We start from the raw sequence: 25,300 nt of genomic DNA on the forward strand, positions 1-25,300 counted from the left end.
CAGATAGGCTCTCGCCATGCGACATTCGGGTCCCTTGGCCGGGGTACGGGTCGTGGATCTGACGGCGATGGTCATGGGTCCGTACTGCACGCAGATCCTCGCCGACATGGGCGCGGACGTCATCAAGATCGAGCCGCCCGCGGGGGACGACACCCGCCGCATCTCGGTCGGACCCGAGCCGGGAATGGGCGGCGTCTTCGCGAACGTCAACCGCGGCAAGCGCAGCGTCGTGCTCGATCTGCGCGTCGACGCCGACGCCGCGGTGCTGCGGCGGATGGTCGCCGCGGCGGATGTGTTCATCCACTCCATGCGCGCGAACGCGGTGGCGCGCTTGGGATTCGGCTACGAGCGGGTGCGCGCGCTCAATCCCGCTATCGTCTACACCAACTGCTACGGCTACGGCCGCCGCGGCCCCGACGCCGACCGCACCGCCTACGACGACACCATCCAGGCCGAGTGCGGACTGCCCTTCGTCCAGGAGCGGCTGACCGGGGAGCCCGGCTATGTGGGCAGCATCGTCGCCGACAAGATCGCGGGCCTGACCGCGGTCTACGCCACGGTCATGGCGCTGTACCACCGCGAACGCACCGGCGAGGGGCAGGAGGTGGAGGTCCCGATGTTCGAGACCATGGCCTCGTTCATGCTCGTCGAACACGCCAACGGGGCCCTGTTCGATCCGCCGCTGGCGGCCGCGGGCTATCCGCGCGCGCTGAGCGCGCACCGAAAGCCGTACCGCACCAAGGACGGTCATCTCGCCGCGCTGGTCTACAACGACAAACAGTGGAACGCCTTCGTCCAGGCCGTCCAACCGCCCTGGGCGGGACCGGAATTCGCCACCCTGGCCCAGCGCGCCGCCCGCGTCGACACCGTCTACGCGCTGCTGAGCGAGACGTTCCGGGAACGCACCACCGCCGAATGGCTGGAACTGCTGCGCTCGCTGGGCGTCCCGGCCGCGCCCGTGCGGTCGCTGGACGACCTGTTCGACAACGAACACCTTACGGCGACGGGCTTTTTCGAGTCCGTCGAGGCCCCGTACGGCACGATGCGGATGCCCGGCCCGCCGACCTGGTTCTCCCGCACGCCCGGCCGCATCGCCGGACCCGCGCCCCGCCTCGGCGCGGACACCGACGACATCGTGCGCGAGTTCGGGGACCGTGCGTGACGGCCCTCGATCTGACCGAGGTGCTGCGCCCGGGGGACCGGATCGTCGTGGGGCAGGCGTGCGGTGAGCCGACCACCCTGATCGAGGCGCTGATCGACCAGGGGCCGCGGATCGGGAACCTGTCGGTGTTCATCGCCACCAGCTTCTCCGGGCTGTTCACCGCCGCGACGGCCGACGCCTTCGCGGTGACGAGCATGGGCGCGATCGGCGCGTTGCGCGCGCTCACGAAAGAGCATGCCCTCCAGGTGATTCCGTGTCATGTGAGCCAGGTAGGCCCGCTGGTCGAGGCCGGGGTGATCGGCTGCGACGTGGCCATGGTGCAACTCGGCCCGGCCGACGGCGCGGGACGGCACAGCTGCGGCCTGGTCGCCGATCACGTGCGCGCGGCGGTGTCGAGCGCCCGCACGGTCGTGGCCGAGATCAACGACCAGGTGCCGCACACCTTCGGCGAGACCGTGTCCGCCGACGAAATCGACTGCGCCGTAGAGGTTTCCAGACCGCCCGTGCGGGTCGGCGCGGCCTCGATCGGACCGGTCGACGCCGCCATCGCCGCGCACGCCGCCGACTACATCGGCAACGGTTCCGTCGTGCAGATCGGCGTCGGCGCGGTGCCCGAGGCGATTCTGCGGCTGTTGCGCGACCGCGTCGATCTCGGCGTGCACTCCGGCATGGTCGGCGACGGCCTGGTCGATCTCATCGAGGCGGGCGTGGTCACCAACGCGCGCAAGGGGATCGATCGCGGCGTGACCGTCACCGGCGCGCTCATCGGCACCGAACGCCTGTACGCCTTCGCCGACCGCAATCCGCTGCTGCGCATGTGCCCGACCGGCTACACCCACGACGCGGGCGTGCTCGCCCGGCTCGACCGGCTGGTCACGATCAACTCCGCGCTCGAGGTCGACCTCACCGGGCAGGTCAATGCCGAGCAGAGCGGCCCGGCCTACCTCGGCGGCACCGGCGGGCAGGTCGACTTCGTGCGCGCGGGGGCCCGCTCACCCGGCGGTCACGCGATCATCGCGTTGCCCGCGACGGCCAAGGGCGGCACGGTGAGTCGCATTACCGCGGCCTTGTCGGGGCCGGTGACCACCGCGCGCAGCGAGGTCGACGTCATCGTCACCGAATTCGGCGCGGCCGAGCTGAAGGGCCGCACCCTCGCCGAACGCGCGCGTCGTCTGATCGCGATCGCGCATCCCGATTTCCGGGCCGAGCTGGACCGGGCCGCGCACGAGATCCGGCGGAGAGGATTCTGATGACCGACCCCGGCGACGCCGTGCTGTTCGACGCCCGCGACGACGGCATCGCGATCATCACCCTGAATCGGCCCGACACCCGCAACTGCCTGTCGAAGGAGGTGCGCGCGGGCCTGTTCGCCGCGTGGGACCGCTTCGAGCGCGATCCCGCCTCGCGGGTGGCGATCCTCACCGGCACCGGGACGGCGTTCTGCGCGGGCGGGGATCTGAAGGAGATGGTCGACACCGGCATGGCCGTGCCGCCGCGCGAGATGTTCCCGGTGCCCTACGACACCGTCGAACTGAGCAAGCCGACCATCGCCGCGGTCAACGGCCTCGCCTACGCGGGCGGCTGGATGATCGCGCAGGCGTGCGATCTGTGCGTCGCGGCGACCACCGCCCGCTTCGCCGTCACCGAGGTGAAGGTGGGCCGCGCCTCGCCGTGGGCCGCACCGCTGATCCACATGATCCCGCAGCGGATCATGATGGAGATCCTGTTGACCGGCAAACCCATCGACGCCCGCCGCGCCTACGAGATCGGCCTGGTCAACCGGCTCGCCGAACCCGAGGCCCTGCTCGATGCCGCGCTCGCGCTGGCGGGGGAGATCCTGGCCGGGGCGCCGCTGTCGGTGCGCGCGGCCCGCGACACGGTCCTGCTGGCCACGGAGATGGGCCGCTCGGCCGCGCTGCGCGCCGCCCGGCACGCGGCGGAGGCGTGCTACCTGTCCGAGGACGCGCAGGAGGGCCCGAAAGCCTTCGCGCAGAAGCGAATCCCGCGCTGGCGGGAGCGCTGAGGGAGGCCGGCCGTCGACGGTTCAACGGTTACTTCCACTGTTGACCTGTCGGGATCCGGCGTGTTAACTATGTCACAGCACACGAAAACCGGGCATGAGTTCGGTTTCCGCAAGGAGATTCCCGTGACCGAGTTCGATATGGCGGGAGACGGTGCCGGACCGGAGAATTCGATCGCGGCGTCGTTCGCGCGCGCCCGGCTGCACGATCTGAGGTATCGGCTGGTGGTCTCGGCCCTGAGTCCGGCCACGGTCGTGCGGTGCGCGGGCGGCTGGCTGTTCGACCGGGCGCTGGCCGGGTGGGAGGTCACGGTCGTGGTCGCCGAACGCGGCGACATCCGCCCGTTGCAGATCCTCGGCGCGGACGTGCTCGACCTCGACAGCTGCCTGGCGGTGACCCTGGACGACGGCTGGCCGTTGGACGAGCCGTGGCCGCAGGTCTTCGCGCTCGACACCGAGCTGTTCCACGCCGATCCGCGGGTGCTGCCCATCATCCTGGACACCCTCGACAGCGGCCGATCCGATGTGCTGCTGTGGGGCGAGGTGTGCCCGGACGAACTCGATCGCCGGATGGCCGCGGTGCAGCATCGAATGAGCGCGGCGGCAAGGGCTTTCAAGGCCCGCGCGTGCGCGGCCGCCGATCTGCCCGCCGTCCCCGCCGCCGCGGTGGAGACCTTCCGCACCACCGCCTGGCCCGCGCGCGGCGCCTCACTGTCGGGCTGCGACGCGGTGCCGTGCCCGATGGGGGAGTGCTCGGGCGAGGACGCGAAGGTGCTCTCGTTCACCGCCCGCGTCGGACCTCGTTGAACGGGACGTCCCGATCCGCGGCGAATTCGCGCGGCATGCCGAGCACGCGTTCGCTGATCACATTGCGCGCCATCTCGGTGCTGCCCCCGGCCAGGCTCCACGCCGCCCGGAACAGGTAGTCGGTGCCGATCCGCTCGGTGTCGGCGGCGTCGCCCGGCCCGTGGGTGGCGGCGGCCGCGCCCGCGATGCGCACCGCCATATCCGTTTGCAGCCAAGCGTTCTCGGCCGTGAACAGCCGCGCGATCGCGCCCGCGGACGGCGGCAGCGAACCGTCGGCGATGGCGCGGGTCACGTGCGCGATCAACTGGTCGCGCACCACGTTCATCGCGCGCGCCTCGCCCACGTCCTCGCGCACGCGGGGATCCTGCCACTGCCCGGTCGCGCGGGCGAGGTTCAGCAGCCGGGTGGCGTCGCCGCCGAGATGCGGGCGTGCGCCGCTGGTGTAGGGCGAGGTGCCGCCGAGCGCGGCCCGCTCGTGCTGCAACAGTTTCGACGCCGCGTCCCAGCCATCGTCGACGCGGCCGAGCACGGCGTCCTCGCCGAGCGCGACATCGTCGAAGAACTCCTGGCAGAACTCCGTCGATCCGGTGACCTGTTTGATGCGCCGCACGGTGACCCCGGGCGCGTGCACCGGCACCAGGAACATGGTGAGCCCCCGATGTTTCGGCACGTCCCAGTTCGTGCGGGCCAGGCACAGCCCGTAATCGGCGGCGTAGGCGCCCGAGCTCCAGATCTTGGAGCCGTTGAGGATCCAGCGTTCCCCGTCGCGGTCGGCGCGGGTGGTCAGGCCCGCGAGATCCGAGCCGCCGCGCGGTTCGGACAGGAACTGCACCAGCACGGTGTCCCCCGACAGGGTCGCGGGCAGATGGGTGCGCTTCTGCTCCTCGGTGCCCAGTTCGAGCAGCGCGGCCGCGCAGATGGCCAGGCTCGGCACGTTCAGCAGCAGCGGCATCTCGTAGGGCAGCGATTCCTCGGTGAACGCCTGCTGATGCGCCGGGGTCAGGCCGAGCCCGCCGTACTCGCGCGGGAAGCAGATGCCCGCGAACCCGCCGTCGAACAGCAGCCGCTGCGTCTGCCGCGCGCGCAGCCACGCCTGTTCGCTGTAGTCGTCCTTGGCGTCCGGCGGCGGCGCGGGCGGCAGGTGGTCGCGCAGCCAGGCGCGGGCGCGGGCGCGGAAGGCGTCGACGGATTCGAGGTCGGTGCTCACGGTGTCTCCCAACGGTTTTCGGGCTAGGCGGCCCGGTCGAGCAGATCGGTGACGTGGCGGCGGTGCTCCTCGGGCGTGCCGTACAGCGCGCGGCCCAGGGTGATCCGGCGCAGGAACAGGTGCAGATCGTGCTCCCAGGTGACCCCGATGCCGCCGTGCAGCTGCACGCAGTCCTGGGCGATGACCGGACCCTTCGCGCCCACATAGGATTTCGCGACGCTGACCGCCTCGGCCGCCGCGACGGGATCGCGGTCGCAGGCCGCCGCGCCCGCGCCCGCGGTGGCGCGGCACGCCTCGAGCCAGGTCTTGTTGTCGGCCATGCGATGTTTGAGGGCCTGGTAGGAGGCCAGGGGGCGGCCGAAGGTGTAGCGGTCGAACAGCCATCCCAGGGTCGCCTCGAGCGCCCGATCCACGGCGCCCACCAGTTCCGCCGCGGTGAGCGCCGCCGCGATCCGCGCCTGCGCCCGCACCGCGGCCGCGGCGGCGTCGCCCCGGTGCACGATATTCGCCTCGCCCACAGCCACATCGGTGAAGGAGATCCGCGCGGTGCGGCGCACCAGATCCAGCGTCCACGCGGGCGTCACCGTCACCCCCACCGCCCCGGCCGGGACGAGGACCTGCACCGGGCCCTCGGCGCTGTCAGCGGTGACGAGGAACAGATCGGCCTGATCGGCCGCCTCGACCCGATCCTTGACCCCGGTCAGCCGATAGCCGTCGCCGTCGCGCTCGAGCCGGGTGCGCGGGCGGGCGTCGGTGAGCGGCGTGAAGCCGTGGCCGGGTTCGTAGACCGCCCAGCTCGCCACGCTCTCCCCGGTCAGGATCGCGCCGATCGAGTCCTCGAAACCCGCTGCGGCACCGGCCAATCCGGCCAGCACGGCGTTCACGGTGACGAACGGTCCCGGCGCGCACGCGCGGCCCAGTTCCTCGGCCACCGTCGCCAGCTCGGTCACCGGCCGCCCCGAGATCGACCCGCCGCCGAGACTTTCCGGTACCAGCATGGCCGTCCAGCCGAGATCGGCGGCGCGCCGCCACCAGTCCCGCTCGAAGCCCAGCCCGGCCTCGCCGAGACGGCGGACCTCGGGGATCGGCGTGGTGTCGGCGAGGAAGTCGCGGGCGGTGGACTGGAACAACCGCTGGTCGGCGGTGTGATGGGAGGTCATGGACGCCTGCCTTCGGTTGACGCGCGGCTGCCGGTGTGGAAATCTCATACTCACAGATGAGAGTGATATTCTCAATCGCGGGAGTCGGAAGGGACCGTCGAGTGGTGAACAACTTCCAGGATCTGGACTTCTTCCTCGGGCAGGAACTGGTCACCGACCCGTACCCGTACTTCGAGTCCCTGCGCGCGCGGTGCCCGGTCGTCCGGGAGAAGCACCACGACGTGACGATGGTGACCGGGTACGACGAGGCGCTCGAGGTCTACAACGATGTGGAGCGGTTCTCGTCCTGTATCTCCGTGACCGGTCCGTTCCCGGGTTTCCCGGTGCCGCTGGCCGACGCCGACAATGTGGACGAGCTGATCGCCGAGCATCGTGACTCGCTGCCGATGAGCGATCAGCTGCCGACCATGGACCCGCCGACGCACACCCGGCACCGGGCGCTGCTCATGCGGTTGATCACGCCGAAGCGGTTGAAGGAGAACGAGGACGCCATGTGGTCGATCGCCGACCGCATGCTCGACGGATATCTCGCGCGCGGGCGCGGCGACTGCATCCGCGACTTCGCCGGACCGTTCACCCTCTACGTGATCGCCGATCTGCTGGGCGTGCCCGCCGAGGATCAGGAGGAGTTCCTGCACACGCTGCAACGCGATCCGAGCCGCGAGGGCGTGAACGTGGGCAGCACGGGCGGGGATTCCATGGGGCACAACCCGATCGAATTCCTCTACGAGCGGTTCTCGGCCTACATCGAGGACCGTCGCCGACAGCCGCGGGCGGACGTGCTCACCAGCATGGCGGCCGCGACGTTCCCGGACGGGTCGACGCCGGAGGTCATCGATGTGGTGCGGGTGGCGGCGAACCTGTTCTCCGCCGGACAGGAGACGACCGTGCGCCTGGTCAGCTCCGCGCTCAAGACGCTGGCCGAGAATCCGGAGATTCAACGCTATCTGCGCGCGGACCACAGCCGCATCCAGAACTTCATCGAGGAGTCGTTGCGGATGGAGAGTCCGGTCAAGGGCGATTTCCGGCTCGCCAAGACCGCGACCGAGGTCGGTGGCGTCCCCGTCGATCAGGGCTCGATCCTCATGGTGGTCAACGCCGCCGCCAACCGTGATCCGCGCCGGTTCGACGCACCCGCCACGTTCGATCCCGCGCGCTCGAATGCCCGCTCGCACTTGGCCTTCGGGCGCGGCGTGCACACCTGTCCGGGTGCGCCGCTGGCCCGCACCGAGGCGCGGGTGGCGATCGAGCGGCTGCTCGATCGCACCACCGACATCCGCGTGGACGAGTCGGTGCACGGACCCGCCGACGCCCGCCGGTTCCGGTATCTGCCGACATTCATCCTGCGCGGCCTGACGTCGCTGCATCTGGAATTCGACGTGAAGGAGGAGACCCGATGAAGGTGACCGTCGACTCCGATCGGTGCCGCGGCTTCGGCGTCTGCGTCTCGATCTGCCCGCAGGTCTTCACCCTCACCGAGTGGGGCTACACCGAGGTCGAGAACCCGGACGTGCCAACCGAACTCGAGGGGGCGGTGACCGAGGCGGTCGCCGCCTGCCCCGAGCACGCGATCGAGACCGAGTGATCAGCGCGGCCGGTTCATGACGGCCAGGGTCGCGTCCGCGGCGTCGAGCACGATGCCGGGCGCGACCCCCGCGGCCCCGGCCAGTTCCGCGATCAACCCGACGTCCTTGCGCAGCAGATCCCCCGCGTGCGCGGCCAGCCGGTCCACGGTCCCGCCGCCCGCCACCACCCGGCCCAGCGCGAAACTGTTCGCCGTGCCGTGCGAGATGACCTCGCCGAGCCGATCGGGATCGATGCCCAATTCCTTGCCCAGCGCCAAGGTGCTCACGGCCGTGGCGATATTCGCGGTGAACAGCAGATTGTTGAGCAGTTTGGTGGCCTGACCCGAACCGATGTCGCCGAGATGCACGATCGGATCGCCGTAGGTGGCGAAGACCGGGCGGCAGCGCTCCACGACATCGGCCGGGCCGCCCGCCATCACCAGCAACCGGCCCGCCGACGCGGCGGGACCACCGCCGGACACCGGCGCGTCGATCACCGAAACCCCTTGCGCGGCGGCGATTTCGGCGAGTTCGCGGCAGGTGTCGGGATGGACGGTGCTGTGCACGGCGAGCACCGACCCCGGCGCGAGCCCGGCCAGTACCCCGGCCTCCCCGAGCGCGACCTCGCGCACGTCCGCGTCACCGACCACGCACAGGCACACCAGATCGCTCGCGGCCGCGAGCGCGGCGGGGGAGTCGGCGGTGGCCGCGCCGGTGTCGGCGAACGGTTCCAGCGTGGCCGCCCGCCGCGCCCACAGCGTGGTGCGGTATCCGGCCTCGGCGATGCGGCGTGCCATGGGGCCGCCCTGACTGCCCAGGCCGATGAATCCGACGCGCATCAGCCCACCTCCTCGGTCTGATCCGGCCGCGGCTGTCCGTGGCCGTCGAATTGTGTTGCGGGTCCGGAGAATTCGCCGTTCTCGTGGTGGACGAGGCACTCCTCGGCGAAGGAGAGCAGCTTCAGGTGGTAGGCCGCGGCGGTGTGCCCGACGCTGAGGTTGTGCCCGCTGTTGGGTTGCAGATTCAGCACCACCCGGGGCGCGGCCTCGAACAGCGCGCCCACCTCGGCCAGATCGGCGGATCCATTGCGCCACACACGCTCGAATTCGCCGAGGCTGAACCGCACCGGGACGCGCACCTCGCGTGCCAGGCGCGGGAATTCCCGGTCGGCCCAATCGAGGACGCTGCCCGCCTCGAGCCGGGTGCCCTCGGCGGCGATGGACGCGCCGTAGACCACATCGGCGGGGTAGAGCCGCTCGGGTCGCCACAGCAGTTCGGCCAGGCCGGGCGGCCGCCGCGACGGGCGGTCGCCGGAGCCCCACAGCGTCTGCTGGGCGTGCGGAGGATGCCGCAGCCCGGTGCCGCCGATCTCGAGGCCGAGCAGGTCCGTGCCGCGCTCGTCGACCGACATGCGCAGCGCCAGTTCGCATCCCGCGGAATGCGCGACCAGGAACACCCCCGCCCCGCGCGGGCGCGGGCCCAGGTGCGCGGCCACGGCCCCGAACATCAGGTCCACCCGGTCGGCGGCGGTGGTCAGCCGCTCGGAGTACGGGGTCGAGCGGCCGTAGCCGGGGCGGTCGAGCGCGAGCACGGTGTAGCCCAGGCGCCGGCCCAGCCGCAGCAGCGACAGTTCGGGGTGGCCCGGGCAGTCGAAGTACACCGAGCGGGTCGAGCCGCCGTGCAGGGCCACCAGAACCGCACGGGGCGTGGGGGATTCGGCCAGCAGTCCGGAGACCGGGATGCCGTCCACGTCGGCGACCACGGGCGCCGGCCCGGCGTCGTCGAGCCCGGACAGCTCGGATTCGGTGAGCGTCACAGGTTCTCGTCTCAGGTGTTGCGGCCGCCGTTGACGCCGATGATCTGCCCGGTGATGTACCCGGCCTCCTCGGAGATGAGGAACGCGCACGTGGCCGCGATGTCCTGTGGGGTGCCGATGCGGCGGACCGGGGTGCGCTTGATGTGGTCCTCGACGCTGCCGCCGAGCAGGCGGGCCTGTTCGGACTTGCGCAGCATGGGGGTGTCGATGAACCCGGGCGGCACCGCGTTGACCGTGATGCCCGACGGCCCGAGTTCGAGGGCCAGCGCCTTGGTGAGGCCGTTGATCGCCGACTTCGCCGCGACGTAGTGGCTCATGAACGGCTGACCCGAATGCGCGCTGGAGGACGAGATGTTCACGATCCGCCCCCACCCGGCGTCCAGCATGTCCGGCAGCACCGCCTGGATGCAGTGGAAGGTGCCGTTGAGATTCACGTCGAGCACGCGCTGCCAGTCGGCGAACGCGATGCTCTGGAAGCGTTTGAAACCCTCCAGCCCGGCGGCGTTGACCAGGACCGTGACCGGTCCGAGCTTGGCGCGCACGGCGTGCAGCGCCGCGGCGATCTCGTCCGGTTTCGTGACGTCGGCCCGATAGGCGAGATCGTCGTCCTCGTCCGGATTCAGATCCAGGACGGCGACGTGGAATCCGTCGCCGCGCAGGCGTTGCGCGATGCCCAGGCCGATGCCCGAGGCACCGCCGGTGACCACAGCCGTCTTCACGACCGGCTCTCCTCTCCAGCAACGAATGTCGCTCTCGTCTCGCGCCTATGAATGTATCATTCTCCTGAAGTGAGAACGTTGTTTCCAGGATAGGCAGGAGACGGGATGTCAACGCGGGAGAAGGTCGCACGGCGGCTACTGATCGACGGGCGGCTGGTCGAGACCGAGCGGGTGGTGTCCTCGCTCGATCCCGCCACCGGCGAGGTGTACGGCTACGCGCCGGAGGCGGGAGTGGCCGAGGCCGACGCCGCGATCGCGGCCGCCCGCACGGCCTTCGACACCACCGACTGGTCCACGAACGTCGAGCTGCGGACCCGCTGCCTCGAGCAGCTGTACCGGGCGCTGCGCGAGAATGTGGAGGAGCTGCGTGAGCTGACCATCGCCGAGGTGGGCGCGACCCGCAACCTCACCCACGCCAACCAGCTCGAGACGCCGATCGAGATCGTGCGCTACTACGCCGAACTGCTGCCGACATACGACTTCACCGAGGATCTGGGCACTGTCGAGGTCCGGGGTCAACAGCACCACCGCTGGGTCGAGCTGGAGGCCGCGGGCGTGGTGGCCGCCATCGTCGCCTACAACTACCCCCATCAGCTCACCCTGGCCAAGCTCGCGCCCGCCCTGGCCGCGGGCTGCACGGTCGTGCTCAAGGGCGCGCCCGACACCCCGCTGGCGACGCTGGCCATCGGCGAGATCATCGCCAACCACACCGATATCCCGCCGGGCGTGGTGAACGTGCTGGCGTCCTCGGATGTGGCCGTGGGCGAACGCATGACGACCCATCCGGACGTGGACATGATCACCTTCACCGGATCCACGGCGGTGGGCCGCAAGATCATGGCCGCCGCGAGCGGCACCCTCAAGCGGGTCTTCCTGGAACTGGGCGGCAAATCGGCCATGATCCTGCTCGACGACGCCGACTACACCCAGGCCGCGGTGTTCGCCGCGTTCAGCGTCGTCACCCACGCCGGGCAGGGTTGCGCGCTGACCACCCGCGTGCTGGTCCCGCGCGCCGAGCACGACAAGTTCGCCGAACTGGTCGCCGCGAACTTCGCGCACGTCCGCTGGGGCGATCCGGGCGACCCGAAAACCTATATGGGACCGCTCATTTCGGAGAAGCAGCGCGACAAGGTCGACGGCATGGTCCAGCGCGCGGTCGCGGCGGGGGCGACCCTGGTGACCGGCGGCGAGAAGGTCGGGCCCGGCTTCTTCTACAAACCGACCCTGCTGGCGAACGTCGATCCCGACAGCGAGATCGCACAGGAGGAGGTGTTCGGCCCGGTGCTCGCGCTGATCCCCTACGACGACGAGGAGGAGGCGGTCCGCATCGCCAACAACTCCATCTACGGGCTGTCCGGAGCGGTGTTCGGGGCCGACAACGAGCGGGCCAAGGCGGTGGCGCGGCGCATCCGCACCGGCACGCTGAGTGTCAACGGCGGCAACTACTTCGCCCCCGACGCGCCCTTCGGCGGCTACAAGCAGTCGGGCATCGGGCGGGAGATGGGCCGGGTCGGGCTGGAGGAGTTCCTGGAGCGCAAGACCCTCGCGGAGGTGGTCGCATGAGCGGGCCGCTGAGCGGCATCCGGGTGCTCGAGGTCGCGATGTACGGGTTCGTGCCCTCGGCGGGCGCGGTGCTGTCGGACTGGGGCGCCGATGTGATCAAGGTGGAACACGCGGTCACCGGGGACCCGCAGCGCGGACTGCGGCAGGTCGGCAAATTCAAGGTGGAGGGCGACCCGAATCCCAATGTGGAGCACGCCAATCGGGGCAAGCGCAGCATCGGGGTGGACATGTCCAAACCCGAGGGCCGCGCGATCGTCCACGATCTGGCCGCGACCGCGGACGTGTTCCTGACCAGCTTCCTGCCCGGGGCGCGCACGAAATTCGGCATCGATGTCGACGACATCCGCGCGGTGAACCCGGCCATCGTCTACGCACGCGGCAGCGCGCTCGGCCCGCGCGGCGTGGAGGCCGAGCGCGGCGGGTACGACATGACCGCCTACTGGTGCCGCGGCGGTGTCGCGGCCACCATCACCCCCGAGGGGACGACCGGCATGATCGGCCCGCCCGGTCCGGCCTTCGGCGACACCATCTCCGGGACGAACCTCGCGGGCGGGATCGCCGCGGCGCTGCTCAAACGCGAACGCACCGGGGAGACCTCGGTGGTCGACGTGTCGCTGCTCGGCAGCGGGCTGTGGTCGATCGGTCATTCGGTGGCCCTGTCGAGCTACACCAAGGAGCCGATGACCGCGCCCGCTCCGGGCGTGCACGGCGCGCCGACGAATCCGCTGTCGGGGCTGTACACCACCGCCGACGGCCGCTACCTGTCGTTGGTCATGTTGCAGCCGGGCAAGTTCTGGGCCGACGTGTGCCGCCACATCGATCGGCCGGAGCTGGCCGAGGATCCGCGCTTCGCCGACGCCGCGCGGATCGCCGAGCACACCCCCGAGGCCGTGGCCATCCTGCGCGAGGTGATCGCCACCCGCACCCTCGCGGAGTGGACCGAGCGGTTCGCGACGCTGGCGGGGCCGTGGGCGCCGGTACAGGATTCGGTGCAGGTCGGCCACGACGCGCAGATCGCCGCCAACGAATACCTCCGTCCCGCAGGGGAATTGACTCTGGTGTCGAGTCCGGTGCAGTTCGATGTCACCGCCCCCGACCTGCGGCCCGGCCCGGAATTCGCCGCGCACACCGAGGAGGTGCTGCTCGAACTCGGCCTGGACTGGGACCGCATCCTCGAACTCAAGACGGTGGGCGCGATCGCATGAGGAAGGTGGCCGTCGTCGGCGCGGGCATGACACCGTTCGCCGAGCATTTCGCCCTCGGGGTCAAGGATCTGCTGCCCCTCGCCTTCGCCGAGTGCGCGGCCAGCGTGGACAAGGGCCTGCGGACCGCGGATCTGGACGCCGCCTGGTTCGGGGCGACCGGCGGCACCGACGGATTCGCCGCCGGCATCCTCTCCGACGCCCTCGGGCTGCCCGAACTGCCGGTCACGAAGATCGAGAACTCCTGTGCCACAGGCAATGACGCGGTGCGCAACGCGGTGTTCGGCATCGCCTCGGGCCTCGTGGACGTGGCGCTGGTGATCGGCGCGGACAAGCTGCGCGAGACCGCGCAGCGGGATCTGCTGCGCGAATGGGAGGCCACCGGGGCGGATCGGGCGTGGGACTATCCCCTGGGCCCGTTCACCCCGGCCGGATTCGCCCTGCACGTCAACCGCTACCTGCACGAATCCCCGGCCACCCGGGAGCATCTGGCCATGGTGGCGGTGAAGAACCACCGCCACGGCGCGCGGAACCCCAAGGCGCGGTTGCGCTTTCAGATCACCATGGAACAGGCCATGACCGCGCCCCTCGTCGCCGATCCGTTCGGCGTGTACGACTGCGTGCCGCAGAGCGACGGCGCGGCGGCGCTGGTGCTCGCTGCCGCCGAGGTGGTCGATCGCTACACCGATCGGCCGGTGTGGATCCGCGGGGTGGGGCTGGGCCTGGATTCGGTGATGCACCAACACAAGCGGGATATGACGACGTTCCCGGCGACGGTGCGCGCGGCCCGGCGCGCCTTCGCCATGGCCGGGCTGGAACCGGCCGATGTGGACGTCGCCGAGGTGCACGACTTCTTCACCGGCATCGAGCTGATGAGCTACGAGGACCTCGGCTTCGCCGACCGGTTCGAGGGGTACAAGCTGGTGGAGTCGGGCGCGACGACCGTCGGCGGCGCGCTGCCGGTCAACCCGAGCGGGGGGCTCAAATGCAAGGGGCATCCGCCGGGGGCGACCGGGATCGCGCAGTGCGTGGAGCTGTTCGAGCAGTTGCGCGGCGACGCCGTCAACCAGGTCGACGGCGCGCGAATCGGGTTGGCGCACAATATCGGCGGCCCCACCGCCGTGGCGGCGGTGACCCTCCTCGAAGGCCCGCGCTGATCCGCATCAGGCGGGCCGCGTCGCCTCGGCCGACAGCCGGTCCTTGGCGACCTTGCCGGTGGCGTTGAGCGGCAGGTCGGCGACCACGCGCACGGTGCGCGGCACCTTGTACCCGGCCATCCGCTCGCGGCTCCACGCGATCAGATCCGCCTCGGAGAGCGGGCCTTTGGCGACCACGAACGCCATGCCCACCTGGCCGAGCCGCTCGTCGGGCACCCCGATGACCGCCGCCTGCGCGACGGCCGGATGCTCGAGCAGGAAGTCCTCGATCTCGGCCGGGTAGGCGTTGAAGCCGCCGACGATGAACATGTCCTTCTTGCGGCCCAGCACCCGCAGCCGCCCGGTGTCGTCGAGACTGCCCAGATCGCCGGTGTGCAACCAGCCCTCTGGGTCGATGGCCGCCGCGGTGGCCGCCGGATCGTCGAGGTAGCCCCGCATCACGGAGTAGCCGCGCACCAGGATCTCGCCGTCGTCGGCGATGCGCACCTCGACGCCGTCGCAGGGCAGCCCGACCGTGGTGGCGATCTGCTCGAAGGTGTCGCCGGGCCGCGACGCGGTGGCCGTGCCCGCCTCGGTCAGGCCGTATCCGGTCATGATCGACTCGAACGGCAGTTCCTCGCGCACCCGCCGGATCAGCTCGACCGGGATGTCGGCCGAACCGGTGACGGCCGCGCGCAGCGACGACAGGTCGTGTTCCCCCTGGGCCGCGAGCAGTGAATGGTACAGCGTCGGCGGTCCGGGCAGCATCGTGACGCGTTCGCGCGCAACGAGTTCCAACACCCGGTCCACGTCGAACACCGGCACCGGCAGCATGGTCGCGCCGCGAATGAGCGAGGACACGATGCCCGCCTTGAGCCCGAAGGTGTGGAAGAACGGGTTCACCATCAGGTAGCGGTCGCCCTCGCGCAGATCCGCGAGATCGCACCACTCCGCGTACAGCCGCAGCGTCTGATGGTGGTTCATCATGCAGCCCTTGGGTTTTCCGGTGGTGCCCGAGGTGAAGATGATGTCGGCGATCGCGTTCCCGTCGACCTCGCGCTCGAACGGATCACCCTCGGCGAGGAAGCCGGACTTCAGATCGATGACCGGCACCCCGGCCGGGGCGGTGTAGCGCGTTCCGAGGAAACCCTGCTGTGCCAGAACGAGTTTCGCCCCGCTGCGGGTGATGACATCGGCCGCCTCGGCCGCCTTGAACCGCGTGTTGATGGGCACGAGCACCCCGCCCGCGGTGAGCAGCCCGAGGGCGGCGACGATCCAGTCCGCCGAATTCGGCGCCCAGATCGCCGCCCGATCCCCCGGGCCGATCCCGGCCGCGGCGTAGGCCCCCGCGGCCCGGCGCACCCGTCGCGCGAGGTCGGCGAAACTCCACCGCACCCGCCCGTCCACCACGGCCTCGGCATCGCCGAACCGTTCGGCCGCGTCGCGGACCAGGTGCGGGATGGACTCCCAGCTCACAGCGACAGCAATCGCGCGAGGTTGCCGCCCATGATCAGCTCCTGATGCTCCAGCGGCATGTCCTTGACGACGTCGACGTAGCGGGCCGGTTCGGCCAGCCCCTCCGGATGCGGGTAGTCCGACCCGAACAGCACCCGCTCCACGCCGATCAGGTCGGCCAGCGCGCCGAGATCCTCCTCCCAGAACGGGCTGACGTGGACGCTGCGCTTGATCGCGGCCACCGGATCCTGGAAACCGAAGCCCTCCGGCGCCTTCTTGTAGACGTCCGCCAGCTCGGCCAGCAGCGGCGGCAGCCAGCTCGCGCCGTTCTCGATGACGGCGATCTTCAGCTCCGGATTGCGCAGCAGCCCACCGTGACACACCCACGACGCCACCGCGTCCTGGATAGGCCGCCACTCGTTGACCATGCGGAACGTATTGGTCTGGAACGGAAGCATTTCCGCGCGGTTGCCCTCCCAGTCCGAGGCGTACTTGGCGTATCCGCTGTCGGAGGAGTGCATGGCCACCAGCACGTCGAGCTCGATCACCCGCCGCCAGAACGGATCGAACTCCGGCAGCGCGAACGAGCGCGAGCCGCCCAGGCCCGGCACCGGCGCGGGCCGCACCAGGATCGCGCGGGCGCCGCGCTCGACGACCCACTCCAGTTCCTCGATGGCCTTGTCGAGGATGGGCAGGCTCACCACCGGCACGGTGTAGATCCGGTCGGCGTAGTTGAACGTCCAGGTCTCGTGCAGCCACTGGTTGAGCGCGTGGATGACGGCGTGGATGAGTTCCGGATCGTCGCTCATCCGCTCCTCGATGAGGCTCGCCAGCGTCGGGAACATGAGTGAGCGGTGGATGTTCAGCTCGTCCATCAGGGCCAGCCGCGCCGCGGGCTCGCGGAAGGCGGGGATGGATCTCATTGCCTCGCCGAAGATCTCGCGGCGGCTCTTGCCCTCCGGATTGCCGTTGCGGAAGTACTCCTCCATCGCGCCGGGCCGGGCGACCACCTCGAAGGTGGGGTTGGGGATGTACTCGCTGATCTGATTGCGGATCGCGATCTTGGTGCGGCCGTTCACCTCGACGTACTGGATCGCGCCCCGGAAGCGCTCGGGGAGGTACTTGGTGAGCGCCTCCTTGGTCTCGTACAGGTGGTTGTCCGCGTCGAACAGCTGGTACGGCAGATCGCGCTTGCCCATGAGATCCTCCTTGTCTCTTGGAGAGAATCGTATTCTCGCTGGGCTGGGCATGGCAATGCCCGATGCCTGCCGGAATTGGCCGAATGCCGTTACTATCTCCGATGAGACCGATCTCACATTTTGGAGAACGGTGTTTTCGTGCCCGAGAGGGGACAGCATGTCCGGGAACTCCGCCGCTTCCGTCGACAAGGGCGCCCGGGGCACGCGCGCGGCCGCCCGCTGGCGCGCGCACGCGCGACGGCATCCGCTGCGGTACCGCCTGGCGGTGGTGGCGCCGCGGACGGTCGATGTGGTCCGGCACGCGGGCGGCTGGTTGTTCGACCGGTCCTCGGCGGGTTGGGAGGTCACCGTGCTCGTGCCCGGGTGCCGCGACGTCCGTCCGCTGGAGATCCTCGGGGCGACCGTCCTCGATCTCGAGCAATCCCTCGCGGGCGGCCCGCACGAGGTGTGGCCCGACGTCATCGCGGTGGCCGCGGAATCGTATCGCGCGGATCCCCGTGTGCGCGAAGGGGTTCTGGCCTGTCTGGACGACGGCCGGGCCGAGATCACGGTCTGGGGCGACGCGCTGCCCGCGGAACTGGACGCGCGGGTGGCGACCGCCGAACACCGGGTGAGCGTGGCCGCGCGGGCGTTCAAGGCGTGCGCGCTGACCGCCGCGGGCTGCGGCGGGGAGGCCGTCGGGCGGCTCGAGGTGTTCCGGACCGGCGCGATGGGGCGAACGGAGTCTGAGAATCAATCTAACCCACTGTAAGTAGCTCGCTACTCACACAGGAGAACGCTATTCTCTTGAAATGAGTAACAACGTTACTATCGGTTGGGTCTCACGCATGGCAGGAGCTGTCCAGGATGACTGACTTCGACACCGTCGACTACTTCACGGATCAGACGCTGGTTCCCGATCCGCATCCCTATTACGACCACCTGCGCGCGAAATGCCCGGTGACGGAGGTGGCGCACGGCGTCGTCGCGGTGACGGGGTACGAGGAGACCGCCGACGCGATGCGCAGCGGCGAGACGCTGTCGTCGATGGTCGCGCTCGGCGGCCCGTTCCCGCCCCTGCCGTTCGAGGTGGAGGGCGACGATCTGACCGAGCTGATCGCCGAGCACCGGCACAAGATGCCCATGTTCGAGCACATGGTCACGATGGATCCGCCCGAGCACACCTACGCCCGCTCGCTGCTGAACCGGCTGCTCACGCCGGCCCGGTTGAAGGAGAACGAGGAGTTCATGTGGCGTCTGGCCGACGCCCACCTCGACGAATTCGTCGCCGACGGCCGGTGCGACTTCCTGGCCTCCTACGCGAAGCCGTTCTCGCTGTTGGTCGTCGCCGATGTGCTGGGTGTCCCCGAGGAGGATCACAAGCAGTTCCGGGTCGTGCTCGGCGCCGACCGCCCGGGCGCGCGCGTGGGCGCGCTCGACGAGGACATCGTCTCGGCCAACCCGCTGGATTTCCTGGACGAGAAGTTCAGCGCCTACATCGCCGACCGCCGCCGCGAACCGCGCGACGATGTGCTGACCCAGCTGGCGCTGGCGAAGTACCCCGACGGTTCCACCCCGGAGATCATCGAGGTGGTGCGCTCGGCGACCTTCCTGTTCGCGGCCGGGCAGGAGACCACGGCCAAACTGCTCACCTCGGCGCTGCGCTTCCTGGGCGACAATCCCGAACTCCAGGAACAACTTCGGGCCGACCGCGGCAAGATCCCGCTGTTCATCGAGGAGACGCTGCGGCTGGAGGCCCCGGTGAAAAGCCTGTTCCGGCTGACCAAGCGGGACACCTCACTGGGCGAGGTCCAGGTGCCGGTCGGCAAGGTCGTCATGCTGTGCCCGGGGGCGGCCAATCGGGATCCGCGCCGGTTCGACGAGCCGCACGAGTTCCGGCTCGATCGCCCGAATGCCCGCGAGCACATGGCCTTCGGGCGCGGCGTGCACACCTGTCCGGGCGGACCGCTGGCGCGCGTGGAGGGCCGGGTGTCGATCGAACGCATCCTCGACCGGATGCTCGACATCCGCATCGACGAGGACAAACACGGTCCGCGCGACGCGCGCCGCTACGAGTACGAGCCCACCTACATCCTGCGCGGGCTGCGTGAGCTGCACATCGAATTCACTCCCAACGACGAACAGAGGAAACCACGATGACCGGACGGGTCGAGGGCAAGGTCGCATTCATCACCGGTGCGGCACGCGGTCAGGGGCGCAGCCACGCGGTGCGCCTGGCGCAGGAGGGCGCCGACATCATCGCGGTCGACGTCTGTAAGCAGTTGGACAATGTGCCGTTCGCGATGTCGACGCCGGAGGATCTTGCCGAGACGGCCGACCTGGTGAAAGCCGAAGGGCGGCGGATCGTTACGGCCGAGGTCGACGTGCGCGACTACGACGCGCTGAAGGCCGCGGTGGACGGCGGCGTGGAACAGCTGGGGCGGCTGGACGTCATCGTGGCCAACGCGGGCATCGGCAACGAGGGCGGTCAGCTGCTCGACCTGCGCGAGGATCTGTGGGACGACATGATCGGGGTCAACCTCGGCGGCGTCTGGAAGACCGTGAAAGCCGGTGCGGGACATATCATCTCCGGCGGGCGCGGCGGGTCGATCATCCTCACCAGTTCGGTGGGCGGGCTCAAGGCGTACCCGAACGTCGGGCACTACGTGGCGGCCAAGCACGGCGTGGTCGGCCTGATGCGGACCTTCGCGGTCGAGCTGGGCCAGCACTCCATCCGGGTCAACTCGGTGCATCCCACGCACGTGAACACCCCGATGGTGATGAACGAGGGCACCTACAAGCTGTTCCGCCCGGACCTCGAGCATCCGGGCCCGGCGGATCTGGATCCGATCTGCCGCATGTTCCACACCCTGCCCATCCCGTGGGTGGAGCCGGTCGACATCAGCAACGCGGTGCTGTACCTCGCCTCCGACGAATCGCGCTACGTGACCGGCGTGCCGCTGCCGATCGACGCGGGCAGCATGCTGAAATAGCCTGTCGCACAGTGTAATCGAGCGCCGGTGGGATTCTCACCGGCGCTCGATTACGCGGGCCTACTTGTCGGCGGGCCGCCAGAACACCGCCAGCAGCGCGGCCGTGGCGAGCACGCCGAGGCCCAGCGCGATGCCGCCGCCCGCCCAGCCGGTGATCTCGATACCGGCGGCGTGATCGATCGACAGACGGCCGGGGCCGAGCAGCGCCGTGGCCACCGCGGTCACGGCGAGCGCCAGCACGTACTCGTAGCCCTCCTTGAACACGAAGAACCCGTTGGGCCGGTGGGCGAGCAGGCCCGCGACGAGCATCACCGAGACCACCGCCGCGCACGCGAACGGGGTGAGCAGGCCGAGCACCAGCAGCGCGCCCGCGCCGATCTCGGTGAGCACGCTCAACCACGCCTGGAGCGTGCCGTTGCGCAGCCCGAGACTCGCGAACCAGCGGGCGGTTCCGGCGATCTTGCCGCCGCCGATCCAGTGGTTGACGCCGTGCGCGATCATGATCACGCCCAGCACCAGGCGGAGCAGGGCGAGCGCGGTATCGGATTCGATCATGGAAATACCTCGTGGAGTGGGGGATTCGGGGTGTCACGCCAGCGGGCGGACGTCGGCCCCGGGGGAGGGGAGAGTGTGGCAGCCAGCATAATGTCACTGGGTGCCAAAAAGGAAGGGCATCCGGCCGCCGATCACGACCGCGCGGACGAGGGTGTGATCGGGGTGGGCGAGGGCGTGGCGCAGGGGTGTGCGCAGCAGGCAGAGGTCGGCGGGCGCGCCGGGATCGAGGCGGCGCGGCGGGCCGCCCGGCCGCTCGGGCGGCCCGAGGTAGGCGGCGAGGGCGGTCGCGGCGTCCACGCGCTCGTGCGGGCCCACGAATCGGCCGGTGCGCGTGGTTCTTTCGACGGCGGCGCGCAGGACGGTCCACGGGTCGAGGGGGCCGTAGGGGGCGTCGCTGGACAGCGCGACGCGGACCCCGGCGCGCAGCAGGCTCGCGTGCGGATAGAGGTGGTCGCGGTCGTCGGGAGCGACCTCGCGCAGATAGGTGTCGCCGCGGTCGAGCAGGAAGCCGGGCTGGGTGACCACGGCCGCGCCGAGCCGCGCGATGTGTTCGGCCACGCCGGGGGGCACGACGCCCGCGTGTTCGACGCGGTCGCCGGGCAGCGCGCCGACCTCGTCGAGGGCGGCGAGCGTCAGCAGCAGCGCTTCGCGGGTGACGCAGTGCACCGCGACCGGGCGGTCGCGGCGGTGGCTGTCGGAGATCGTCGCGGTGAGGGTGTCGTAGTCGGGCAGGTCGTGGTCGCGTAGCAGCAGTTTGCGCGGGCCGACCGAAAGACCCTGCGCCGCTTCGGGTTCCGCGCCGAGCAGGGTGAGGCGCTGGGGGAGCGCGCCGCCGCGGTGCGCGTCGGCGAGCAGGCGCACCGCGGCGGCGTCGAGATCGGGGGTGGCGTCGGTGACGCCGGTGATGCCGTAGCGGGTGAGTGTGCGGCCGAGCGCGGTCAGGTCGGGCGGGTCGTCCGGCAGCGCGGGCCGCAGGCGGCTGTCGTAGCGCCACAGCCGCCCGTTCGGGACGCCGGACGCGTCGCGTTCCACGTCGGCGGAGTCGTCGAGAACCTCCGAGATCGCCTCCAGCGCGGCCGAATTCAGCATCCACAGGGCCCCGCCGCGATGCTGGACGCGCAGGGGGCGGTCGGGGACGATCCGGTCCAGGGCGTGCCGGTCGAGGGGCCCGGCGACCGATTCGTGATAGCCGGTGCCGCGCAGCCAGCCGGTGCCGGGGCGCGCGGTCAGGGCCCGGCGCAGGGCGGCGAGGTCGGTCACCGCGGGCGGGCCGCAGTCGATCGAACGGGCCGCGGCGGCGGTGGCCAGCAGGTGGAGGTGGTGGTCGTGCAGGCCGGGGAGCAGGGCGCCGCCGCGGCCGTCGACGATCTCGGCGGCGCGGGCGGGCAGGTCGGGGCCGATCTCGGAGATTCGGTCGCCGATGACGCGGAGATCGGTTGTGCCGCCGTCGATCTCGACGTCGCGGAACAGGATGTTCATGATCGCGTGCGCGCGGTGGGCGCGGCGACGGGGAATCGATCGGTGGCGGTGTGGACCCACCAGCGGTGCCCGTCGTGGCGGACGGTGTGCTCCTCGATCGGACCGGCGGCGGTCTCGGCGCTCAGGTGGAGCATGGCGATATCGATCAGGCGGGCGCGGTCGGCGAGCAGCGCGGTCGCGGCGGCCTCGGCGGCGCACACCCCGGTCAGGGGATCGGCGAGCGCGTCGCCGCAGGGCAGCAGGTCGTCGCCGTCGGGCACGAAAAGCCCTGCGGCGACGGCGATGTCGTCGCCGAAGCCGACGGCATTGCTGGCGCGCCCGCGGGCGGTGATGGACAGCCACGAGGTGCCCGCCGCCGCGCAGGCGGTCGCGTCGATGCCGAGCTGGCGCAGTGCCCGCGCGCGGGAACTCTCCAGGACGAGGTCCGCGTCGGCGATCAGGGCGCGCAGCCGGTCGATATCGCGGTCGTCGCCGAAGTCCAGGGTGAGCATGTCGTGTCCGCGATGCAGCAGGTCGAAGAACTCCGCCGAGCCCCGGCGCGCACCGTCGGGCCGGGTCGTGCTCTCCACCTTGATGATTCGCGCCCCGCCGAGGCCGAGGAGATGCGCGCACAGCGGACCCGCCCACAGCGCGGTCAGATCCACGATCACCGGGTGCTCCCGCCGCCGCGTGCGCGGGCCGAACTCCGAGATCACCACGCCCGCACGGGAATCCAGCCGGGGGGCGGGTACTGCCGACCCGGCGAGGCCGAGCAGTTCGACGCGTTCGGCCGCCTCCCGTGTCGACCGTTCGCGCGCCCAGGCGAGCACGGCCGCCCACGGGTCCGTGACGGCGGCCTTCTCGACGAGCGCCGGGATCAGCTCGAGATCGGTGGGCCGGGGCAGGGACAATCCCAGCCACCCGTCACCGGTACGGATCGTCCGAAAGGACCCGCCGCACGAGACCGGGCCGCGCCGCGTGAAACCCATGGCGGCGGCGCGTTCCCCGAGCAGGCCCACTCCCGGCAGCCGGGGTGTGGTCCCGGTGCGCGTGCGGGTCAGGTCGGCGATGCGTTCGAGGCCGGTCGCGACCCGCGCGGCGGGGAATCCCGGCGCGGCACAGGGCGGCCCGTCGGCTCGGCCGGTGAGGGCCATCGCCCCCGACGCGGCCCAGGCGCGCAGGGGCGTGGTCACGGCTCGCCGTCGGTGAGTTCGTCGATCAGACCCCACTCCAGGGCGGTGGCGGCGTCGATCGGCTGACCGGTGAGGGCCAGATACGCGGTGCGCCAGCGGCCGATGCGGTGGGTGATGCCGACCGTGCCGCCCGCGCCGGGGACCAGGCCCATGGCCAGTTCGGGCAGGCGGAAGCGGGCGTCGGGGCGGGCGCTTATCCGTGCGGCGAAGGACGGGATCTCGACGCCCGCGCCGATGCACGCGCCGTGCACCTCGACGCGCACCCGGTCGCCGAGTCGGTGGATCGCGGCCGCCGCGCTCTGCCGCAGCCGCACCAGATGGGCCGCCGCGGGATCGGTGGCGGTGCCGAACTCGTCGAGATCGCCTCCGCTGCAAAAGGATCGGCCGTTCCCGCGCAGCACGACCTCCCGGATGGACGGATCGTGTTCGGCGACGGCCAGACCGTCCAGCAGCGCGTCGCGGACCGCGCGGCCGAAGGCGTTGTGCCGCTCGGGCACATTCAGGGTGAGGGTGAGGACGTCGCCGGTGCGGTCGAGCAGCACCGGGTCGGCGGGTTCCGGGATCCGGCGGCGGGGGGTCCGCGCGCGCCAGGCGGCGAATTCGGGCGCGGCCAGCAGCATGGAGTAGGCCAGGGATTCGGCGGTCAGGCCGTCGGTCACGCTCGCCCGCGCGGTGAGGTCCAGCAGGCCCGCGAGCGTCAGGGCGGCCCGGGGCGCGGCGGCGACAGTGGCCGCGATGGCCTTCAGATCGACCGGTGATCCCGCGACCCACGCGCCGCCCGGGCCGCCGGGCGCGAGGGTGCAGGTGAGCGCCTCCAGCAGCGGGGCGGCGGCCACCGGCAGCGGACGATCCGCGATGCCGACCGTGACGACCGTGCGCCCCCGCAGCGCCTCGATCGCCGCCTCCGCGTGCCGCCACTCGTTGCGGCCGAGGTCCACCACGACCAGCGGATGCCGCGGCACCCCGGCCGCGTCCAGCGTGAGAGCGGCCGCGCCCGAGGCGATTTCGGCGAGGCCGACCGGATGCGGCACCGCGCCCGAGGCGGTCGCGGCCGGGTCACCCGGATGCGGTACCGCGCGGGAGGTGATCGCGGCCGGGCCATCCGGATGTGGCACCGCGCCGGAGGCGGTTTCGGCCGGGTCACCCGGATGCGGTACCGCGCCGGAGGCGGTTTCGGCCGGGGCATCCGGATGCGGTACCGCGCCGGAGGCGGTTTCGGCCGGGGCATCCGGATGTGGCACCGGGCCGGAGGTGATCGCGGCCGGGTCATCCGGATGCGGTATCGCGCCGGAGGTGATTGCGGCCGGGTCACGCGGATGTGGCACCGGGCCCGAGGGTTCGCTCATCGCTGGTCGGGCACCGCGGTGCGGGCGTGGGGGGCCCGTTTCGCGGTCGCCTTCTTGGCGGGCGTCTTACGCGTGGGGGCGCGACCGGTGTCGAGTTGCCGGGCGGCGTGGTCGAGGATGCAGTTCAGTCCGTATTCGAAGGTTCGGTCGTCGGGGACGCCGAGTGCGGGAGCGGTCGCCGGATCGCCGTCGTTCTTGTCGAACAGGCGGCGCAGCACCACCGAACCGTGGACGTGCAGGCGGATCGCGGCGTAGGTGTCGAGCGCGTCGCGCCGGGGCAGGCCCGCCGCGACGAGATCGGCGACCGCCCGGTCGGCGGTGGCCGCGCCCGCGTGCACGGCCCCCGGGCTCACGGCGGCGCGGACGAGCAGCAGATCGCACAGAATCGGGTTGTCGGCGAACACCTTTCGCACGGCGTGCGCGTGCGCGCGCAGCGCGGCCCGCCAGTCCGCGTCCTCGGGGGCGGCGTGGCCGAACACCGCGGACTCGTAGCGGGCCAGCGCCCGCTCGGTCATGGCCTCGAGCAGATCGTCCTTCTTGCGGAAGTACCAGTAGATGCTCGTGACGCCGACATCGAGGTGTTTGCCCAGCATGGGCATGCTCAGATTGTCGATCCCGATCTGCTCGGCCAGTTCGAAGGCGCCCGCGAGGATATCGTCGGGGTTGAGCGAACCCCGTTCCCGGCGTTGCCGTTTCACCGCCGTCGCTCGCTTGGCCATCGCCGCAACCACCTCCGGATCGACCCGATCGTAGGCACCACCGACC

Annotated in this window: 24 protein-coding genes; 12 read left to right on the forward strand and 12 right to left on the reverse strand. The window is 71.0% G+C overall.

Annotated features, from left to right (window positions below):
* The first annotated feature begins 16 nt into the window (after nucleotides 1-16).
* From ACWDSJ_RS11925 to ACWDSJ_RS11940, 4 genes are all read left to right on the forward strand, one after another.
* Entirely contained in the window at nucleotides 17-1,162 is a 1,146-nt protein-coding gene (locus tag ACWDSJ_RS11925) for a CaiB/BaiF CoA transferase family protein (RefSeq protein WP_450031410.1), read from the forward strand.
* Complete coding sequence (locus ACWDSJ_RS11930; RefSeq protein WP_450031412.1) at nucleotides 1,159-2,412, forward strand: acetyl-CoA hydrolase/transferase family protein; 1,254 nt, start codon at nucleotides 1,159-1,161, stop codon at nucleotides 2,410-2,412. The genes ACWDSJ_RS11925 and ACWDSJ_RS11930 overlap by 4 nt, the downstream gene beginning before the upstream one ends.
* Nucleotides 2,412-3,185: an enoyl-CoA hydratase/isomerase family protein gene (locus ACWDSJ_RS11935; protein WP_450031413.1), complete on the forward strand. Its 774-nt coding sequence runs from the start codon at nucleotides 2,412-2,414 to the stop codon at nucleotides 3,183-3,185. Before ACWDSJ_RS11930 ends, ACWDSJ_RS11935 begins: the two co-directional genes overlap by 1 nt.
* Nucleotides 3,186-3,308: 123 nt before the next feature.
* Entirely contained in the window at nucleotides 3,309-3,989 is a 681-nt protein-coding gene (locus ACWDSJ_RS11940) for a hypothetical protein (RefSeq protein ID WP_387360541.1), read from the forward strand.
* Here ACWDSJ_RS11940 and ACWDSJ_RS11945 read toward each other — a convergent pair.
* On the reverse strand, nucleotides 3,964-5,196 hold the full coding sequence (locus ACWDSJ_RS11945; protein ID WP_450031416.1) for an acyl-CoA dehydrogenase family protein: 1,233 nt from the start codon (nucleotides 5,194-5,196) through the stop codon (nucleotides 3,964-3,966). The genes ACWDSJ_RS11940 and ACWDSJ_RS11945 overlap by 26 nt on opposite strands.
* A 23-nt stretch (nucleotides 5,197-5,219) precedes the next feature.
* Entirely contained in the window at nucleotides 5,220-6,356 is a 1,137-nt protein-coding gene (locus ACWDSJ_RS11950) for an acyl-CoA dehydrogenase family protein (protein ID WP_450031418.1), read from the reverse strand.
* Nucleotides 6,357-6,457: 101 nt separating this feature from the next.
* Here ACWDSJ_RS11950 and ACWDSJ_RS11955 point away from each other — a divergent pair, with 101 nt between their 5' ends.
* Together ACWDSJ_RS11955 and ACWDSJ_RS11960 are read left to right on the forward strand one after the other, a co-directional pair.
* On the forward strand, nucleotides 6,458-7,756 hold the full coding sequence (locus tag ACWDSJ_RS11955) for a cytochrome P450 (RefSeq protein ID WP_450031420.1): 1,299 nt from the start codon (nucleotides 6,458-6,460) through the stop codon (nucleotides 7,754-7,756).
* The gene (locus tag ACWDSJ_RS11960; protein WP_387360548.1) at nucleotides 7,753-7,941 is read left to right on the forward strand and encodes a ferredoxin; all 189 of its coding nucleotides are present in this window, start codon (nucleotides 7,753-7,755) and stop codon (nucleotides 7,939-7,941) included. Before ACWDSJ_RS11955 ends, ACWDSJ_RS11960 begins: the two co-directional genes overlap by 4 nt.
* On the opposite strand, the gene ACWDSJ_RS11965 is transcribed toward ACWDSJ_RS11960, so the two are convergent.
* Genes ACWDSJ_RS11965 through ACWDSJ_RS11975 form a run of 3 tightly spaced genes read right to left on the reverse strand, consistent with a single transcriptional unit; the run spans nucleotide 7,942 to nucleotide 10,456 of the window.
* Nucleotides 7,942-8,760, reverse strand: coding sequence for an NAD(P)-dependent oxidoreductase (locus ACWDSJ_RS11965; protein WP_450031422.1), 819 nt, complete (start codon nucleotides 8,758-8,760; stop codon nucleotides 7,942-7,944). It lies immediately after the preceding gene.
* On the reverse strand, nucleotides 8,760-9,737 hold the full coding sequence (locus ACWDSJ_RS11970; RefSeq protein WP_450031424.1) for an alpha/beta hydrolase: 978 nt from the start codon (nucleotides 9,735-9,737) through the stop codon (nucleotides 8,760-8,762). The genes ACWDSJ_RS11965 and ACWDSJ_RS11970 overlap by 1 nt, the downstream gene beginning before the upstream one ends.
* Nucleotides 9,738-9,748: 11 nt before the next feature.
* Nucleotides 9,749-10,456 carry an SDR family NAD(P)-dependent oxidoreductase gene (locus tag ACWDSJ_RS11975; protein WP_450031426.1) on the reverse strand — a complete coding sequence of 236 codons (708 nt, stop codon included), beginning with the start codon at nucleotides 10,454-10,456 and terminating at the stop codon, nucleotides 9,749-9,751.
* 105 nt (nucleotides 10,457-10,561) lie between these two features.
* On the opposite strand from ACWDSJ_RS11975, the gene ACWDSJ_RS11980 reads away from it, so the two are divergent.
* Genes ACWDSJ_RS11980 through ACWDSJ_RS11990 form a run of 3 tightly spaced genes read left to right on the forward strand, consistent with a single transcriptional unit; the run spans nucleotide 10,562 to nucleotide 14,378 of the window.
* Nucleotides 10,562-12,019: an aldehyde dehydrogenase family protein gene (locus tag ACWDSJ_RS11980; protein ID WP_450031428.1), complete on the forward strand. Its 1,458-nt coding sequence runs from the start codon at nucleotides 10,562-10,564 to the stop codon at nucleotides 12,017-12,019.
* Complete coding sequence (locus ACWDSJ_RS11985; RefSeq protein ID WP_450031430.1) at nucleotides 12,016-13,224, forward strand: CaiB/BaiF CoA transferase family protein; 1,209 nt, start codon at nucleotides 12,016-12,018, stop codon at nucleotides 13,222-13,224. Before ACWDSJ_RS11980 ends, ACWDSJ_RS11985 begins: the two co-directional genes overlap by 4 nt.
* Nucleotides 13,221-14,378: a thiolase C-terminal domain-containing protein gene (locus ACWDSJ_RS11990; RefSeq protein ID WP_450031432.1), complete on the forward strand. Its 1,158-nt coding sequence runs from the start codon at nucleotides 13,221-13,223 to the stop codon at nucleotides 14,376-14,378. Before ACWDSJ_RS11985 ends, ACWDSJ_RS11990 begins: the two co-directional genes overlap by 4 nt.
* A 6-nt stretch (nucleotides 14,379-14,384) precedes the next feature.
* On the opposite strand, the gene ACWDSJ_RS11995 is transcribed toward ACWDSJ_RS11990, so the two are convergent.
* Complete coding sequence (locus tag ACWDSJ_RS11995) at nucleotides 14,385-15,833, reverse strand: FadD3 family acyl-CoA ligase (protein WP_450031434.1); 1,449 nt, start codon at nucleotides 15,831-15,833, stop codon at nucleotides 14,385-14,387.
* Nucleotides 15,830-17,011, reverse strand: coding sequence for an amidohydrolase family protein (locus ACWDSJ_RS12000; RefSeq protein ID WP_450031436.1), 1,182 nt, complete (start codon nucleotides 17,009-17,011; stop codon nucleotides 15,830-15,832). The genes ACWDSJ_RS11995 and ACWDSJ_RS12000 overlap by 4 nt, the downstream gene beginning before the upstream one ends.
* Before the next feature lie 247 nt (nucleotides 17,012-17,258).
* Here ACWDSJ_RS12000 and ACWDSJ_RS12005 point away from each other — a divergent pair, with 247 nt between their 5' ends.
* The 3 genes from ACWDSJ_RS12005 (at nucleotide 17,259) to ACWDSJ_RS12015 (ending at nucleotide 19,983) form a co-directional block, all read left to right on the forward strand.
* Entirely contained in the window at nucleotides 17,259-17,762 is a 504-nt protein-coding gene (locus ACWDSJ_RS12005; RefSeq protein ID WP_450031567.1) for a hypothetical protein, read from the forward strand.
* 95 nt (nucleotides 17,763-17,857) lie between these two features.
* Nucleotides 17,858-19,150 (forward strand): cytochrome P450, encoded by a 1,293-nt coding sequence (locus ACWDSJ_RS12010; protein ID WP_450031438.1) that lies wholly within the window; start codon nucleotides 17,858-17,860, stop codon nucleotides 19,148-19,150.
* The gene (locus ACWDSJ_RS12015) at nucleotides 19,147-19,983 is read left to right on the forward strand and encodes a mycofactocin-coupled SDR family oxidoreductase (protein WP_387360568.1); all 837 of its coding nucleotides are present in this window, start codon (nucleotides 19,147-19,149) and stop codon (nucleotides 19,981-19,983) included. Before ACWDSJ_RS12010 ends, ACWDSJ_RS12015 begins: the two co-directional genes overlap by 4 nt.
* A 60-nt stretch (nucleotides 19,984-20,043) precedes the next feature.
* Here ACWDSJ_RS12015 and ACWDSJ_RS12020 read toward each other — a convergent pair whose 3' ends face one another.
* The 5 genes from ACWDSJ_RS12020 to ACWDSJ_RS12040 all read right to left on the reverse strand — a co-directional run bounded on the left by ACWDSJ_RS12020 (nucleotide 20,044) and on the right by ACWDSJ_RS12040 (nucleotide 25,254).
* Nucleotides 20,044-20,538 carry a DoxX family protein gene (locus ACWDSJ_RS12020; protein ID WP_450031440.1) on the reverse strand — a complete coding sequence of 165 codons (495 nt, stop codon included), beginning with the start codon at nucleotides 20,536-20,538 and terminating at the stop codon, nucleotides 20,044-20,046.
* A gap of 93 nt (nucleotides 20,539-20,631) precedes the next feature.
* Nucleotides 20,632-22,017: an amidohydrolase family protein gene (locus ACWDSJ_RS12025; protein WP_450031442.1), complete on the reverse strand. Its 1,386-nt coding sequence runs from the start codon at nucleotides 22,015-22,017 to the stop codon at nucleotides 20,632-20,634.
* Nucleotides 22,014-23,189, reverse strand: coding sequence for a CoA transferase (locus tag ACWDSJ_RS12030; protein ID WP_450031444.1), 1,176 nt, complete (start codon nucleotides 23,187-23,189; stop codon nucleotides 22,014-22,016). The genes ACWDSJ_RS12025 and ACWDSJ_RS12030 overlap by 4 nt, the downstream gene beginning before the upstream one ends.
* Nucleotides 23,186-24,535 carry an enoyl-CoA hydratase-related protein gene (locus tag ACWDSJ_RS12035; RefSeq protein WP_450031446.1) on the reverse strand — a complete coding sequence of 450 codons (1,350 nt, stop codon included), beginning with the start codon at nucleotides 24,533-24,535 and terminating at the stop codon, nucleotides 23,186-23,188. The genes ACWDSJ_RS12030 and ACWDSJ_RS12035 overlap by 4 nt, the downstream gene beginning before the upstream one ends.
* The gene (locus tag ACWDSJ_RS12040) at nucleotides 24,532-25,254 is read right to left on the reverse strand and encodes a TetR/AcrR family transcriptional regulator (protein WP_450031569.1); all 723 of its coding nucleotides are present in this window, start codon (nucleotides 25,252-25,254) and stop codon (nucleotides 24,532-24,534) included. The genes ACWDSJ_RS12035 and ACWDSJ_RS12040 overlap by 4 nt, the downstream gene beginning before the upstream one ends.
* Between the last annotated feature and the right edge of the window lie 46 nt (nucleotides 25,255-25,300).

Source organism: Nocardia sp. NPDC003482 (assembly GCF_053588115.1).

Bases quoted from the DNA above. Each gene is read 5' to 3' on its own strand.
- ACWDSJ_RS11980 (WP_450031428.1), top strand. From the start codon at position 10,562: ATGTCAACGCGGGAGAAGGTCGCACGGCGGCTACTGATCGACGGGCGG.
- ACWDSJ_RS12025 (WP_450031442.1), bottom strand. From the start codon at position 22,017: ATGAACATCCTGTTCCGCGACGTCGAGATCGACGGCGGCACAACCGAT.
- ACWDSJ_RS12010 (WP_450031438.1), top strand. From the start codon at position 17,858: ATGACTGACTTCGACACCGTCGACTACTTCACGGATCAGACGCTGGTT.
- ACWDSJ_RS11965 (WP_450031422.1), bottom strand. From the start codon at position 8,760: ATGCGCGTCGGATTCATCGGCCTGGGCAGTCAGGGCGGCCCCATGGCA.
- ACWDSJ_RS12000 (WP_450031436.1), bottom strand. From the start codon at position 17,011: ATGGGCAAGCGCGATCTGCCGTACCAGCTGTTCGACGCGGACAACCAC.
- ACWDSJ_RS12040 (WP_450031569.1), bottom strand. From the start codon at position 25,254: ATGGCCAAGCGAGCGACGGCGGTGAAACGGCAACGCCGGGAACGGGGT.
- ACWDSJ_RS11950 (WP_450031418.1), bottom strand. From the start codon at position 6,356: ATGACCTCCCATCACACCGCCGACCAGCGGTTGTTCCAGTCCACCGCC.
- ACWDSJ_RS11960 (WP_387360548.1), top strand. From the start codon at position 7,753: ATGAAGGTGACCGTCGACTCCGATCGGTGCCGCGGCTTCGGCGTCTGC.
- ACWDSJ_RS11985 (WP_450031430.1), top strand. From the start codon at position 12,016: ATGAGCGGGCCGCTGAGCGGCATCCGGGTGCTCGAGGTCGCGATGTAC.
- ACWDSJ_RS12020 (WP_450031440.1), bottom strand. From the start codon at position 20,538: ATGATCGAATCCGATACCGCGCTCGCCCTGCTCCGCCTGGTGCTGGGC.
- ACWDSJ_RS12015 (WP_387360568.1), top strand. From the start codon at position 19,147: ATGACCGGACGGGTCGAGGGCAAGGTCGCATTCATCACCGGTGCGGCA.
- ACWDSJ_RS12035 (WP_450031446.1), bottom strand. From the start codon at position 24,535: ATGAGCGAACCCTCGGGCCCGGTGCCACATCCGCGTGACCCGGCCGCA.
- ACWDSJ_RS11990 (WP_450031432.1), top strand. From the start codon at position 13,221: ATGAGGAAGGTGGCCGTCGTCGGCGCGGGCATGACACCGTTCGCCGAG.
- ACWDSJ_RS11925 (WP_450031410.1), top strand. From the start codon at position 17: ATGCGACATTCGGGTCCCTTGGCCGGGGTACGGGTCGTGGATCTGACG.
- ACWDSJ_RS11935 (WP_450031413.1), top strand. From the start codon at position 2,412: ATGACCGACCCCGGCGACGCCGTGCTGTTCGACGCCCGCGACGACGGC.